The sequence below is a fragment of the Amedibacillus sp. YH-ame6 genome (assembly GCF_053848845.1).
Genome location: NZ_JBSPEZ010000007.1, coordinates 112,916 through 127,925, shown reverse-complemented (window position 1 = coordinate 127,925; position 15,010 = coordinate 112,916). Strand labels below are relative to the sequence as shown.

The window sequence follows — 15,010 nt, the reverse complement described above, 5'->3', positions numbered from 1 at the left end:
TGATTTTGCGTAGTCCTTCATCATCCAATGAAGCATCTACTGATAAAGAAACTCCATTCATTACGAATGAAATTCTTTTCTGTTCTTTGCATTTCACTGGTACAATACTAACTTCATCTGCTTCGTTTACAGATTGGTATTTATGGTTCTTGAAACTCTGATAAGGAAGACTACGCTCTCTACAGAATCGTTTCATATTCAATCCTGATAATTGCTGTTCTTTGTGTAGCTTTTCCCAATCATAATCATATTTTACTGGCATTGACTTCACCTCCTGTTGAATATATTATCCTACAGGAGTTCTTATTTTTCTAGATGGGCTGTATTAGACGCTTACACATAATCAACGGTTCATCTGATTCATTACGTGCATTTTTAATTAATAGCTAATCCTATTTAACTCTTAATAATATTTTTATATCCCATATATGTGACAAGGAAATAAGAACCATAGATCGCTATGATAACTCCCGCTGTTGTAAGAGAGGACATCATAATATCTGTTTTACCAAAGCTCATAACCATGACATTGACGACATGTATTCCTACATAACTATGCACTAGGGCTAAGAGTAACGGCAACATAAAGTAAATCGCAATTTGCATTAGAATAGAACGATTCATCATACGTTTATCAGTACCAATTTTTGTAAGTATCATATAACGTTTCTTGTTATCACTTGCTTGTGATAACTGTTGAAGTGCTAAGATCACTGCACTTGCGATCATAAATACAATACCTAAATAAATACCAATATACGTAAACACAACACTTAAACCTTTGCTGTTGATGTAGACTTCATCTTTTGTAGGGTAGAAAAAGTCGATCGTTTGTAAAAATTGTTCTTCAGGTAAGGATTCATTTATTTGGAAAAGTGCATTACGTAATTCTTCCGCAAACGCAGCGTCACTTATAGAATCTACGTGGTTTGCGCTCCAATAATAATTTAATACCTGTGTGTCTTCGGGGATAAACTCATCCTTTACAACCAATGCTAATGTTTCTGTGTTTACAGAGGTTGTAGTGCCGATTGGAATTGCCATATAGTCATCATTGGAAATTTTTAAGTCATGTCCAAATAACTGTATGGTTGGTTTTGCATCAAGTATCGATTCTACTCCATCCGCAAGCATTTCCGAGTTAGAAAATAGATATACTTCGTTATCAGATAGCTTGATGGTATCGTAATCTCTTGCCTTTAACTCTTGATTATAAGAACTTAAAGAGAAGACAGGTATGGATACATCACCCTCTTCATAGATCATACTTTTGTAGTTATCGCTTAAACAATCCATGATTGCTGGATCTTTGAAATTCACATCAGATTTGTATTTCTTTGTTAAGAATTCAGATTTGATTAGACTTTTATCAATAGGTAAGTTCGCTAACAATTCACCAGTGTTATCTGGCATATTCACAGGTTTTTCATTCTCATACTGATTGTATTGAAATGCTGTGTATGTGATATCATAAGGTGTCGAGTTACGTAGTGCTAGATTGATGGTACTATTCAAAGATAAGCCCGTAGATAACGCTCCAATACTTAACAACAACATAATACACACGATACTCATAGAAATGAAGTTTGAGTTAACGTTGGAATTGATTTGTCTTAGAATAAAACAGTTCAAGTTTTTAAAGTATACTTTCTTACTTGATTTTATAACGGTTAATAAGAATCCCGCAAGAGATAAGAAGAATAGCACCGTACCAACACTTCCCGCAATGATAATCGGTAATAAATTCATAAATGCGGTAAAAGCATCTTTCATAGAAAAGTAGTAAGCTCCACCTAAACATACCAAGGAGATTATAAATACGATGATGGATACCCATACTTTTTTAATTTTTAATTCATCATTTTTACGATCTGCATGAATCAAATCAATCAATTTATAGCGATTTAATACAAAGGTATTAAAAAGCATCGTAAGTAGGAAGATTCCACCAAATGCCAATAATGTAACTATGGTTGCACTTGGAGAGAACACAAATCGATAGTTCAAGGTTACATCAAATAAACTAGCAGATACTGCGGTAAGTATTTGGGATAATAAGAGTCCTAATAACATCCCAATAACCAAAGATGTTAAACCAATGACAAATGTTTCATATACAAGAATTTTGGATATTTTGCGTTTTGGCATACCCAATAGCGTATAAATACCAAGTTCTTTTTTTCTGCGCTTAATTAAGAAATTATTCGCATATAAAATCAAGAACGCAAGAACAATGGCGACAAACACAGAAAGAATGGTCATTAACATCGTTAACATTTCGATAATTTCTAATTGGGTTTGACTCATTTCCATAACTGCTTGTTGTGCTTGAAAGGAATTAAAAGTATAAAATAAACAAACAGAGAACGCTAACGTTAAGAAGTAAATGAGGAAGTCTTTAAAACTCTTGCGAACGTTCTTTAGCGCGAGTTTAAAGTACATTGCTCGTGTCACCTCCAAGTAAGGTCACAACTTCTAATATTTTATTGAAGAAGTCTTTGCGAGAATCATTTCCACGTATAATTTCATTAAAGATTTTTCCATCCTTAATAAATAAGATACGGTGTGCATAAGAAGCGGTAAAGGCATCATGCGTTACCATCATAATGGTCGCATTGTAATCGCGATTCATACGTTCCATAGAATCCAATAACATACGACTAGATTTAGAATCCAATGCACCTGTTGGTTCATCTGCAAGGATCATACTAGGATTGGTAATCAAAGCACGTGCAGAAGCAACTCTTTGTTTTTGTCCACCAGATAATTGGTATGGGTATTTTTGTAATGTATCTAGAATATCTAGTTTGGTTGCGACTTCTTTCACACGCTTGTCAATATCTGAACTTTTTACCTTTTGAATGGTTAAGGCAAGAGCAATATTTTCATATGCAGTTAAGGTATCTAATAAGTTAAAATCTTGAAAGATAAATCCTAATTCATCTCTACGGAACTTACTTAACGCATCCTTTTTCAATGCGGTGATATCTTTATCGTTGATATAAATGTGTCCACTCGTTACATTATCAATGGTAGAGATGCAATTAAGTAATGTTGTTTTACCAGAACCACTTGGTCCCATAACTCCAACAAATTCTCCCTCATGGACTTTGAAGCTAATGCTATCTACCGCCTTTGTAATATTTCCACGGCTTCCATAATATTTTTCTATATTTTCTACACGTAATACTGGTTTCATAAAAACCCTCCCTTTCTAATTTTGTTTTTTAAATGTTCGTTTATTGCGGAAAGTTTCAGCAATACGATGGATATGAGAAACAGGATTAACATACACACATAGAATCCTGCGGGTAAGCTAGTTGGAAAGAACACACTGGCTAATAGTAAAAGCCCAGATGTAGCAATACACAGTTCAAAGCGATATATCCATAATCGTTTCATATATACACCTCCATCGCTTACCTATAGTTTAAGACATTTCAAGATTGGTAGCCATGGAACTGTATAACAATACCCTTACATTGTTGTAAGTTATAAAATTATTGTAGCACATATCGTATAGAAAAAAGATGTCAAATAGCTAGCTTTGACATCTTATAGAATACTTTTAGTTTTTGATAATGTTTTTATAACCAACATAGGTCACAAGGAAATAGGATCCATAGATAACGAGTATAATCCCTCCAGTAACAATAGAGGATAAGAATATATCTGCTCTACCCATCATGACCACTACATAACTTACAACTTTGATTCCTACGACACTATGCACAATGGCTAGTACCAAAGGACATAAGAAGTAAATACCAATTTGGGAGAAGATAGAACGATTCATCATACGTTTATCAACACCAATTTTAGATAAAATGGTATAACGTCTTTTGTTGTCACTTGCTTGTGAAAGTTGTTGAAGAGCTAAAATTACTGCACTGGCAATCATAAAGACAATACCTAAATAGATTCCAATGTAAGTCAAGATAACGCTCAACCCTTTGCTAGATGAATATACATCATCTTTTGTGTTCATACAGCCAACAATTTGGAAAAAGATTCCTTCATCTAACGTTTCGTTTACCTTTAGAACCTGTTTCTCTACCATGTTCGCAAAGTCTTCATCACTTATAGAATCGCTATGATTCACATTCCAATAGATATCAAAGACTTCTGTATCTTTAGGAATGTTAGAATCATCGACAACAAGTGCTAACATATCATTATTGATTGCTGCAGTAGTACCAATCGGAATTCCATCATAAGAATCATTGGCAGTCTTTAATGTTTTACCAAACAACGTTATTTCTGGTTTGGCATCAATTACATCTTGTACAATTGGCTTCATCATTTCCGTATTTGTAAAGATGAAGATTTCATCTTTATTTAAAGAAATTGGATCGTATCCTCGAACACATAGTTCTTGATTATATACCGATAATGGAATGGCACGTATTCTTGTATTGTTTCTAGTTGCCATTTGAGATTTAAAGAATTCATCTTGTATATGATCGATGATGCTTGGATCATTTAAACGAATATCTGCCACATATGATTTTTCTATGTTTTCCTCTTTGATATATTGTTTATCAATCTGTAAATCTTCTAGTAAACTTTCTGCGTTTAGTGGAAGATTGTTGTTTTTATCTGGTGAATACGCCGTATAATATTCCACTACATACGTATAGTCATAAGGCGTAGATAATTTGATTGTTTCATTGATGGTAGAGTTCAAACTCAATCCTGTTGATAACGCACCAATGCTTAGTAACAACATTATACATACAAAACTCATAGAAAGGAAATTGCTATTGATATTAGAATTGATTTGTCTCAAAATAAAGCAGTTCAAATTCTTAAAGTATACACGTTTACAAGAACGCGTAATGGTTAATAAGAACCCAGCTAAAGATAGGAAGAATAAGAAAGTACCAATACATCCAGCGATGATAATCGGAATCAAATAATTTAAAGCTTCCGCACCCTTATCTAAAGAAATATAGTATGCAAACCCTAAACTAAGAATTGAAAGAATGAAGAAAATCGCATTTAACCAAACTTTTTTAATTTTAAGAGATTCATTCTTTTGATCCGCATGAATAAGATCAATCAACTTATAGCGACTTAATAGGAAACTATTCAACAACATTGAAATGATGAAGATTACACCAAAAGATATGATTGTGACAAGTGTTGCGTATAAGGAGAACACAAAGGAATAATGAAGAGTAACTTCAAACAAACCTGCTGTTACTACGGTTAACGCTTGGGATAATAGTATTCCTAGCCCCATCCCAACAAGTAAGGAACTAACTCCGATAATAAATGTTTCATAAATTAAAATCTTTGATATTAAAAACTTAGGCATACCTAATAAAGTATATAAACCAAATTCTTTCTTTCTACGTTTGATTAAGAAATTGTTCGCATATAGAATTAAGAACGCTAAGATAATCGCAACAAATACCGATAAAGCACTCATTAAAACGGATAATTGTTCTACAAGCACACTTTGTCTATCGTTCATTTCCATAACAGCCTGTTGGCTTTGAAACGAGTTAAAGGTATAAAACAAACATACCGCGAAGGCTAACGTTAGAAAGTAAATAAGGAAATCTCTAAAACTCTTTTTAACGTTTTTAAGCGCAAGTTTAAAGTACATTGCTCGTGTCACCTCCTAATAAAGTAACAACTTCCAATATTTTATTAAAGAAGTCTTTTCGAGAATCATTTCCACGTACGATTTCATTAAATATTTTTCCATCCTTAATAAATAAGATACGATGTGCATAAGAAGCAGTAAAGGCATCATGCGTTACCATCATAATGGTCGCCTTGAATTCACGATTCATGCGTTCCATGGATTCTAATAACATACGACTTGACTTTGAATCCAAAGCACCTGTTGGTTCATCCGCCAAAATCATACTAGGATTGCTAATCAACGCACGTGCAGAAGCAACTCTTTGTTTTTGGCCACCAGATAATTGATAAGGATATTTGTTTAACGTATCCATAATATCTAATTTATAGGCAGCTTCTTTTACTCGCATATCAATTTCTGAACTCTTTACTTTTTGAATCGTTAAGGCAAGGGCAATATTCTCATATGCCGTTAAGGTATCTAACAAGTTGAAATCCTGAAAGATAAATCCTAATTCATCACGACGAAACTTACTTAAATCATCCTTTTTCAATGCGGTAATATCATGGTCATTGATATAAATATGTCCGCTCGTCACACGATCAATGGTAGAAATACAGTTTAATAAAGTTGTCTTACCAGAACCACTTGGTCCCATAACACCGACAAATTCTCCTTCCTGTACTTGAAAGCTTATATTGTCTACAGCCTTTGTGATATTTCCACGACTCCCATAATATTTTTCTATGTTATCCACATGTAGTATTGTTTTCATAAACATCCTCCTCATTTGTATACTTTAAGTTTAATAGAGGAAACAATCCTATTCCATAGATGTATATATCATTGTTCTTACATTGTTGTAAGGTAAAACACAGAGCTATGTTTACCTTTTATAGGGATCTTCCATTTGTAAAGTATACTTATTGATAATTTATAAATAAAGAAAATATTAGTATAAATTAAGGATGGATGATTCTATGGAAAGCGTAATTATAATAACGAATATTTCTTTTGTCATATGCTTATTGTCCCTCCAATTTATATCGAAATTCTACAAAAATAGAAAGGTAGTGAAAATAATGGTAATAAATAGAGAGTTTATTGAATATAGAGATAGTTGTAGTAAGGCAATCAAAAGGTTCCTCTTGGGATTTTTTCTTAATCGTGAAGTCACATTATGTGATTTCGCAAAAATTTAAAGATATTTAGGATTTTCACATTTTATATCGTATATATATATTGAAGGGAGGTAATTAGATGAATGAAATAATTGCAAATGATAAAGAGTTCAAAGATTTAGTACACGTAATTCGTGGACAACAAGTTATGCTAGACAGTGATTTAGCCGAATTATATGGATATGAGGTAAAAAATCTTAATAAACAAGTTAGTAGGAATATTCAAAAATTTCCAGATGACTTTAGATTTCAGCTAACAATGGAGGAAGCTAAGAAACTTCCAAAGTTCCAATTTGGAACTTTGAACGATAGCCAAAATAAAAGAGGACAGAATATAAAGAAATTGCCCTTTGTCTTCACCGAAATAGGAGTTTATATGTTAGCCACTGTCCTAAATGGGGATATTGCCACAGAACAAAGTAAGTACATCATGCGATCTTTTCAAAAAATGAAGCATTATATAGTTGAGAATAAACAACTATTAGATTATTCATATGTAACTAGTATCAATAATCGTTTAGATAAACATGAAGCGGCTATAGACAAAATTATGGATAACTTCATTGATGATACTCCAATCAAAGAAATAACATTCTTAGAAGGACAGAAGTTTGAAGCGAATGAAGCATATATCAACATCTATAAACATGCAAAACACACGATTTTTTTGATTGATAATTATGTAGATATTGACACTTTATCTTTACTTAAGCATAAAAAAAGAAACGTGAATATTACCATATTTACTGCTAATAAAAGTGTACCAAAATTACATAAACTAGAAGTAGACAATTTTAATAGAGAATATTCCAGTTTATATGTTAAAAGGATTAGAGAATTTCATGATCGCTATATCGTTTTAGATTATGGCACATCTGATGAAATTATGTATCACTGTGGTCATTCTAGCAAGGATACTGGTAATAAAGTGAGCACTATTCATAAAATGTTGGACACAGAAGTTATGCATCCTGTAATAGATAGAATTTTAGAAAATAGTGACTTATTGTTTAGATAGATTTTTATACTTTAGGCAATTAGATAAATAGAAAAAGATAATCATTCATCACTGATTATCTTTTAATTTGATCAATTTGTATTTACTTTACGAATGGAAGATAGAGATATGTAAAATTGTATAACGATAGGGGAAGTGTTATACTGAGACCATAGTTGCGATTGATACAATTCGCTACTCATCACAAAAGGAGGTGTTTTTGATGCAGAACACCCATTTATACTTAGCGTTATATGAGAACTATCAGATTCATAATCGAAGTGATCATCAAAAACCTCCCCTGTCATTGTTCGTTGAATACTTACGTTCTGTAGTATCGTGACGAATATAAGAACATACAGAACGCTTGATTTCTAGATATTAAGAAAGGGTGTACTGATATATGAATAAGACAATAGGTTTTGTGAAAAGTGATAAACTGTTTGAAAAACGTTTGGCAATTTTGCCAGAAGATATTATGAAGATTACACATAAAGATTCAATTTTTATAGAAGAGGGTTATGGTAAAGATTTTGGCATAGAAGATGAATGTTACAACAAGGCGGGTGTGCATGTAGAGTCTCGAAAACAGGTACTTACTTGCGATATTGTTTGTGATCCTAAAATTGGAGAGGCAAGATATTTAAAGGATTTAAAAGAACATACACAATTATTTGGATGGATACATGCAGTAGAGGATCCTAAACTTACGTCCTTATTAGTGAATAAAAAGTTTGTTTGTTATGCATGGGAAGAACTTACACATAATGGCCGTCATTTATTTTGGGAGAATAATTTCATTGCGGGAGAAAGTGCAGTATTGCACGCTTTGCAATGTCTTGGTATCTTGGCATATGGAAAACAAGTCGCCATCATTGGTCGTGGAAATACTGCGATGGGAGCGAACTATATCATACAATCCCTTGGTGGCAAGGTAAAATTCTTTAATCGTCAAATGGAACATGAACTACGTGATGAGATAGGTGATTTTGATATTGTCATCAATGCAGTACTATGGGACCCATCAAGAGTAGACCATATCCTGTATCATAAGGATTTACAACATATGAAACCACAGGCTATGTTAATTGATGTTAGTGATGATGCGGATGGCGCAATTGAAGGCGCTCGTTCCACAACAATCAAAGATCCACTTTATGAAATGGATGGTGTTATGGTATATGCAGTGAATAACACACCTTCTCTTTACTATCGCAGCGCAACTTCAACGATTTCGCCTTTGATTGCAGATTACGTGGACGCACTGATTACAAGCAAAGAGGAAATCTTAAAGGAATGTAAAATCATCTCCTGTGGTGTGATCCATGATGAAAAGATAACAACGTACCAAACAAGTATGCAACAAAAAAACAAAGCGATAATACACTAAATAAAAAAATGAAGGCACTGTCGAGTGTCTTCATTTTCATTTTAATAACATAAGTTTACTAATAGGAAACGTAATACAAATGGTTGTCCCCACTGATGGAGTAGACTGCGCATCAATGGAAAGATAGAGTTTATCACATAAGCTCTTACAAAGGTATAATCCCATACCTGTTGCTTTTTCATTGGTACGTCCATTTGTACCCGTAAATCCTTTATCAAAAATACGAGAGATATCGTGTTCCTCTATTCCTATTCCATTGTCATGAATATGTAAAGAAATATTATTTTCTGATTTTGTAGTATAAATATGGAGCACTCCTGTTTGTTCACTTGTGTACTTTAGGGCATTGCCAATGATTTGATTCAAAATAAATTCTAACCATTTCGCATCACTATACACATGTACGTCAATATCATCAATTTCCATTCGAATCTTTTTATAAATAAACGTCTTGGAATGTTTACGAATGACTTTATTGACACTTTCTTGTAAGGAGATATCTTTGATAATATAATCTTTTTCTGGATTCGTACTTCTTGCGTAATAAAGAGCTTGATCGACAAAATCCTCGATTTTATTAATCTCTTCCACAAGGCTTTCACTTGCTGGACCTGGATTGTTTTGTATCACCAACTGCGCTGCCGCAAGTGGTGTTTTTACTTCATGTACCCACATCTCAATATAATCTTTATAATCATTTTGACTAAGACGATAGGTATTCACATGCTCTGCCATTGATTTATCAACAGTTCTTAACGTATCATGTAATATTTTCCCATCCATAAATAAAGGTTCTTCTATCACTTCCGTTAAAAGATATTTCTTATCCAACCCTTCAAGAATACTTTCTAACTTTGTATAAAAGGATTTTCTTCTTCCAAATTCCACAAACATAGTACAAAAGAAGGTAATCCAAATAAGTATTTCAATAATGATAATGACTTGAAAATTTGTCCTAACTGCATATAGAAACATAAAGATAACGGTACTTGTAAATAAGGTAAAGAGAACATAATAAAACTTCTCACGTAAGAAATCTCTAGTCCTCATATATGATATAACCCAATCCTCGTTTTGTCGCAATCAGATCATCTAACTGTAGATATTCTAACTTCTTACGCAAACGATTGATGTTTACTGTTAAGGTATTATCATCCACAAACAGATCACAATCCCACATATGTTGCATCAACTCATTACGAGATACGATTTTGTTCTTATTCTCAAACAAACAATGCATAATACGAAGTTCATTCTTTGTTAAATCCGCAAGTTTATCTCGATAGGATAAGGTACTCTTAGAAATATCCAATTGTATATCATGGATACTTAAAACATTTCCACTAGAATGTTCATACGCTCTTTGTAAAACACGTGAAATACGTGCTAATAAAATTTGTAGATTATAAGGTTTTGTGACAAAATCATCTGCTCCTAAGTTCATACTTATTAATTCATCCATTTCAGAATCACGACTTGTGACTACAATAATAGGAAGATTACTATCTTTTCTAATTTCACGACAGATAAAATGACCGTCCACAACAGGAAGGTTCAAATCTAACAAGATTAAATCTGGTTTCTCTTCTTTTACAACATCAAGAATATGTTCAAAATCAATAGGCGCAAGCGCTTGATACCCATTCTTTCCTAAAAAATCACTAAGTTCATTACGTATTTTATCATTATCTTCAATTACCATAATACGATACATGATATCACCACCTAGTCTTATTATAACGTATGAAATCTTTTAAAAAAAGTTTTATCGTAGCAACTTACAAAAGTGTTAGCTAACATATACTTCTTTTTTGTAAACAAAAGGCATTCGTAAAAAAAAGTAACTATAATCCCATTGACAAAGTACACTTGATGTACTACTATTAAATAAAGTACATTGAGTGTACTTTATGGATATGGATGGGAGTACAATTATGGATGATTTTATAAGAGCATCAGAGCAAATTTCTCTTTTTTGTAGAATGAATATCAATATAAAAAGAGAACTTCCCGTTCGCTCCAGTGAAATGGGAATGTTGATTTATTTGGTGAAAACAGAAGAGGAAAAAACACCAATCGGAGTAGCACGATTTTTCCGTTTTACAAAATCAATGGCAACGAATATGGTAACCTCTCTATCTGCAAGTGGCTATATTGAGAAAAAACAATCTGAAACTGATAAACGTAGTGTTCTTCTCATTCCAACGGATAAGGCTATTCAACTTGTAGAAGATACGTATGAAGAATACTTTAAAATGATGTCTATATTGAAAGAACGAATGGGTGAAGAGAAATTTAGTGATTTGTTAGCATTATTGGAAACAGCAAATGATATTCTGTTGGAAGGAAAAGACAATGGGTAGAATTTTAGTAACTGGTGCTTCTGGGAACGTAGGTAAATACGTGGTAAAATACGCCCTTGAGAATGGGCAAGAAGTAACCGTAGCAGGGACATGTGTAGAAAGGCTTACCAAAATGTTTGGTGATAAAGTGAAGGCAGTTCATTTCGATTTTACAGATCCAACAACATTTAACAATGCTTTGGAAGATGTAGACAGGGTATTTATAATGCGTCCACCACATTTAGGTAAACCAGATGACTTAAAACCATTTATTGACGTATTAAAAAACCATGGAGGAATGAAACTAATCAGCTTTCTTTCTTTGATTGGCGTTGAAAACAACCCTGTTCCACCACACCATAAAATTGAGAAGTATATCGAGCAAGCAAAATTACCTTATTGCCATATACGTCCTAGCTTCTTTATGCAGAACATCAGTGGTATTCATGCTTTTGAGATAAAGTATTTTGACAGGATTGTTGTTCCAGTAAAAAAAGCATTAACTAGCTTCATAGATGCTGAGGATATTGGCGAAATCACTGCAAAGGTCTTAAGTGAGCCTGAGTCACACCAAAATAAAGGCTATTCGATAACAGGTTCAGAAGCAATTGATTATTGGGAAGTTGCAAAAATCTTATCTAAACAATTAGGCAGAGATATCATATATACCAATCCTAAACCATCTATTGCAAAAAAATATTGGATAGAAATAAGAGGATTGGAAAAAGAATATTGTACTGTTATGGGGATGTTGTATATGATGACACGTTTGGGAACAGCAAAAAAAGTAACACCAATTTTTGAACAGGTAATGAATAAGAAACCACAGACATTTGAGCAATTTGTAAAGAAAAATATAAGTTATTGGCAGTAACGATTAAGCGGTAGATTTAAACTCTACTGCTTTTTTTAGTTAGAAAAAGAAAGCATGACTTGTATCGTCTATATGCTTTCTTATCCATTTGTATTTGCCATCGAATTATAATTCGCTACGATTGGCTTATTTGTGACAATATGTAAGTCAACTTCTAAAATCTCATATTTACGAATATGCATATGATTACTTAATAGTTCAATTCTTGCAAGTTCCTTTGTCTTAAATAACATTGGTATGGTATCATCCATAATCAAGTGATGTGAACTTCCTTCCCCAAAACGTGTATCGATTCCAGAAAACCATCGGTTGGTTTTGGTACTTCGAATAGCGTACATGATCATTCCTCCTATGTTCATGATTGCCATTCTTTTCCATCTTATGCATTAGAATTGAATTTTTGAGTGTAACACCTTACCAATAATCTGTATACGATTGGCTTGCATATCTTCTTCACTAAAAACTTTAGGTTCATACACAGGATTGGTCGCCATAAGGATTAAGGAATGTTCTTTCTTAATCACTTTCTTAATCGTGACTTCACTTTGATCTAATAAAACCACCGCAATATCCCCATTATCCACATCTTGACAAGTCTTCACATATACCAAGTCCCCATCATTGATACGAGATCCATTCATAGAATCACCTTGTACTTTTAAATAATAGTCCCCTTGTGAAGCCTCTTTCTTTGTGACTTCTTCATATCCTAACAAATTCTCATTGGCAAATAAATCATACCCAGCTTTCACATATCCTAAAATAGGTTTCACTTGTCCATTAAGAAAAGTAAACACATCAATTCCAAATAACTCCGATAGCTTTTCTAATTTAGAATCTGGTATATTTTTCGATTCTCCGGATTCCCATCGTTTTACTGTAGACTTCGCGACACCTACGACATCTCCAATGGCTTCTAAACTCATTCCATTTATTTTGCGATAATAGGTAATTAGTTCACTAAGGTTCATAACATATCCTCCAGTACTATATGGTTAGTTTATCACAGATATGAATGTTGTCAATAATGGAACGATCATTTTTTACAAAATGGAAAATAATTCAAATGTTCCAAAAACTATTGAAATATGGAACAAAAGTATTATAATAAATCCAGAGGTGAACGACATGGGCGAACGAGTTATTTTGCATTGTGATATCAATCATTGTTATGCGCAAATTGAAGAGATGAAATTTCCACAGTTACGAGATGTACCCATGGCAGTTGGAGGACATGAAGAAGAACGGCATGGAATTATATTGGCAAAAAATGATGAAGCAAAAAAATTTCATATTACAACAGGAGAATCCTTGCGGGAAGCCTATGCGAAATGTCCACATCTTCGCATTGTTCACCCAGATTATGAAGAATACATTTATTACACAGATAGAGTGAAAGATATCTATCATGAATATAGTGATAAGGTGGAATCTTATGGATTGGATGAGGCATGGGTTGATGTAAGTGAGTCTCTTCCTTTATTTGGCTCTGGGTATGAAATCGCAAAACTTATTCAAACAAGGGTTTATCAAGAAATTGGGTTAACAATTTCCATTGGTGTTAGCTTTAATAAAATATTCGCAAAGCTAGGTTCTGATATGGATAAGCATATGGGGTTAACAGAAATCACAAAAGAAAACTATAAAGAAAAGGTTTGGGGTTTATCTGTTGGAGAACTCTTTTATGTAGGAAGAGCCACAAAGAAAAAGTTACAATATTATTCTATTGAGACAATTGGACAACTTGCCCAATTGCCACTAGGGTGGATGAAGGATCATTTCGGGAAAATGGGGGAATGGATTTGGTGGTTTGCGAATGGAGAAGATGTATCTGAAGTAGCACTCTCTAACCACAAGGAACAAGTAAAATCAGTAGGTAACGCAGTTACTTCTCCTAAGGATGTTTGTACATTTGAAGAGGCAAAACTAGTGTATTATGTCTTGGTAGAATCCATCGCCTCACGATTGAAAGAACAGGAACTAGCAGGGAATATTATTAGTATATCTTTGCGTAGTAAGGAGCTTATTACTTTTCATAGACAAAGAAAGATAGCACAAGCAACCAACTTAGCAAATGAAATCATGCCGCATGTGATAGAACTTCTACAAGAAAATTACACCTTTCAAGTACCTCTTCGAACCATTGGGGTATCCATTAGTGGAATCGAAAAGGATAGTGCTTATCGACAAATGAATTTCTTTGTGAGTGAAGAAGAACGCCATAAACAAAAATGTTTGGAAGAAACCATTGATGGAATACGTTTGAAATTTGGATTCTCTAAGGCAAAACGATGTGCCATGTTGTTGGATAAAAAGCTAACGAATTTTAATCCTAAAGAAGATCACATTGTATATCCAGTTTCCTTTTTCTAGGAGGTCATTATGAAATTATATAAACGTTATGTAAGTGTATATCAGAAGGTGGATAAAGAAGGTGGAATTACACCAATTTCTATCGTATGGGAAGATGGAAGAGAGTACGCTATTGATCGCATTATAGATGTAAAAAGAGCAGTATCAGAAGTAGGAGGATGTGGGATTTTATATCGTTGTCGTATCGCGGGGAATATTCGCAATCTATATTATGAAAGAACAAGGTGGTTTATGGAAAGTACAAAACCATAAACATG

The 15,010-nt window shown here is 33.4% G+C and carries 16 protein-coding genes; 6 read left to right on the top strand and 10 right to left on the bottom strand.

The window, feature by feature from the left end:
* The 6 genes from tnpA to ACWG0P_RS06990 form a co-directional block, all read right to left on the bottom strand.
* Nucleotides 1-262 (bottom strand): IS66 family insertion sequence element accessory protein TnpA (tnpA, locus tag ACWG0P_RS07015; protein WP_455801102.1); only part of this gene is annotated, 262 nt, incomplete at its 3' end.
* Between the two features lie 134 nt (nucleotides 263-396).
* Nucleotides 397-2,442, bottom strand: a complete 2,046-nt coding sequence (locus tag ACWG0P_RS07010) for an ABC transporter permease (RefSeq protein ID WP_455801101.1) — start codon at nucleotides 2,440-2,442, stop codon at nucleotides 397-399.
* Nucleotides 2,432-3,199: an ABC transporter ATP-binding protein gene (locus tag ACWG0P_RS07005; protein WP_455790669.1), complete on the bottom strand. Its 768-nt coding sequence runs from the start codon at nucleotides 3,197-3,199 to the stop codon at nucleotides 2,432-2,434. The genes ACWG0P_RS07010 and ACWG0P_RS07005 overlap by 11 nt, the downstream gene beginning before the upstream one ends.
* Nucleotides 3,196-3,402 (bottom strand): hypothetical protein, encoded by a 207-nt coding sequence (locus ACWG0P_RS07000; RefSeq protein WP_455801100.1) that lies wholly within the window; start codon nucleotides 3,400-3,402, stop codon nucleotides 3,196-3,198. Before ACWG0P_RS07000 ends, ACWG0P_RS07005 begins: the two co-directional genes overlap by 4 nt.
* 166 nt (nucleotides 3,403-3,568) lie before the next feature.
* Nucleotides 3,569-5,614, bottom strand: a complete 2,046-nt coding sequence (locus ACWG0P_RS06995; RefSeq protein ID WP_455801099.1) for an ABC transporter permease — start codon at nucleotides 5,612-5,614, stop codon at nucleotides 3,569-3,571.
* Nucleotides 5,604-6,371 carry an ABC transporter ATP-binding protein gene (locus ACWG0P_RS06990; protein WP_455790672.1) on the bottom strand — a complete coding sequence of 256 codons (768 nt, stop codon included), beginning with the start codon at nucleotides 6,369-6,371 and terminating at the stop codon, nucleotides 5,604-5,606. The genes ACWG0P_RS06995 and ACWG0P_RS06990 overlap by 11 nt, the downstream gene beginning before the upstream one ends.
* 485 nt (nucleotides 6,372-6,856) lie before the next feature.
* Between ACWG0P_RS06990 and ACWG0P_RS06985 the strand changes: the two genes are divergently transcribed.
* Together ACWG0P_RS06985 and ACWG0P_RS06980 are read left to right on the top strand one after the other, a co-directional pair.
* Entirely contained in the window at nucleotides 6,857-7,795 is a 939-nt protein-coding gene (locus tag ACWG0P_RS06985; RefSeq protein WP_455801098.1) for an ORF6N domain-containing protein, read from the top strand.
* Nucleotides 7,796-8,177: 382 nt separating this feature from the next.
* The gene (locus ACWG0P_RS06980) at nucleotides 8,178-9,164 is read left to right on the top strand and encodes a N(5)-(carboxyethyl)ornithine synthase (protein ID WP_455801097.1); all 987 of its coding nucleotides are present in this window, start codon (nucleotides 8,178-8,180) and stop codon (nucleotides 9,162-9,164) included.
* Nucleotides 9,165-9,200: 36 nt separating this feature from the next.
* Here ACWG0P_RS06980 and ACWG0P_RS06975 read toward each other — a convergent pair whose 3' ends face one another.
* Nucleotides 9,201-10,214, bottom strand: a complete 1,014-nt coding sequence (locus tag ACWG0P_RS06975; RefSeq protein ID WP_455801096.1) for a sensor histidine kinase — start codon at nucleotides 10,212-10,214, stop codon at nucleotides 9,201-9,203.
* The gene (locus tag ACWG0P_RS06970; protein ID WP_455790676.1) at nucleotides 10,204-10,878 is read right to left on the bottom strand and encodes a response regulator transcription factor; all 675 of its coding nucleotides are present in this window, start codon (nucleotides 10,876-10,878) and stop codon (nucleotides 10,204-10,206) included. The genes ACWG0P_RS06975 and ACWG0P_RS06970 overlap by 11 nt, the downstream gene beginning before the upstream one ends.
* Nucleotides 10,879-11,146: 268 nt before the next feature.
* On the opposite strand from ACWG0P_RS06970, the gene ACWG0P_RS06965 reads away from it, so the two are divergent.
* Nucleotides 11,147-11,527, top strand: coding sequence for a MarR family winged helix-turn-helix transcriptional regulator (locus ACWG0P_RS06965; protein WP_455801095.1), 381 nt, complete (start codon nucleotides 11,147-11,149; stop codon nucleotides 11,525-11,527).
* Complete coding sequence (locus ACWG0P_RS06960; protein ID WP_455801094.1) at nucleotides 11,520-12,380, top strand: NmrA family NAD(P)-binding protein; 861 nt, start codon at nucleotides 11,520-11,522, stop codon at nucleotides 12,378-12,380. The genes ACWG0P_RS06965 and ACWG0P_RS06960 overlap by 8 nt, the downstream gene beginning before the upstream one ends.
* An 80-nt stretch (nucleotides 12,381-12,460) precedes the next feature.
* On the opposite strand, the gene ACWG0P_RS06955 is transcribed toward ACWG0P_RS06960, so the two are convergent.
* Together ACWG0P_RS06955 and ACWG0P_RS06950 are read right to left on the bottom strand one after the other, a co-directional pair.
* Nucleotides 12,461-12,718 (bottom strand): hypothetical protein, encoded by a 258-nt coding sequence (locus tag ACWG0P_RS06955; protein WP_455790681.1) that lies wholly within the window; start codon nucleotides 12,716-12,718, stop codon nucleotides 12,461-12,463.
* 48 nt (nucleotides 12,719-12,766) lie between these two features.
* A complete protein-coding gene (locus ACWG0P_RS06950; protein WP_455801093.1) occupies nucleotides 12,767-13,351 on the bottom strand; it encodes a LexA family protein in 585 nt (194 codons plus the stop codon).
* Nucleotides 13,352-13,430: 79 nt separating this feature from the next.
* Between ACWG0P_RS06950 and ACWG0P_RS06945 the strand changes: the two genes are divergently transcribed.
* Both ACWG0P_RS06945 and ACWG0P_RS06940 read left to right on the top strand, forming a co-directional pair.
* Complete coding sequence (locus ACWG0P_RS06945) at nucleotides 13,431-14,753, top strand: DNA polymerase Y family protein (protein ID WP_455801092.1); 1,323 nt, start codon at nucleotides 13,431-13,433, stop codon at nucleotides 14,751-14,753.
* A gap of 9 nt (nucleotides 14,754-14,762) precedes the next feature.
* Nucleotides 14,763-15,005 carry a hypothetical protein gene (locus ACWG0P_RS06940; RefSeq protein WP_455790685.1) on the top strand — a complete coding sequence of 81 codons (243 nt, stop codon included), beginning with the start codon at nucleotides 14,763-14,765 and terminating at the stop codon, nucleotides 15,003-15,005.
* Nucleotides 15,006-15,010: the final 5 nt, after the last annotated feature.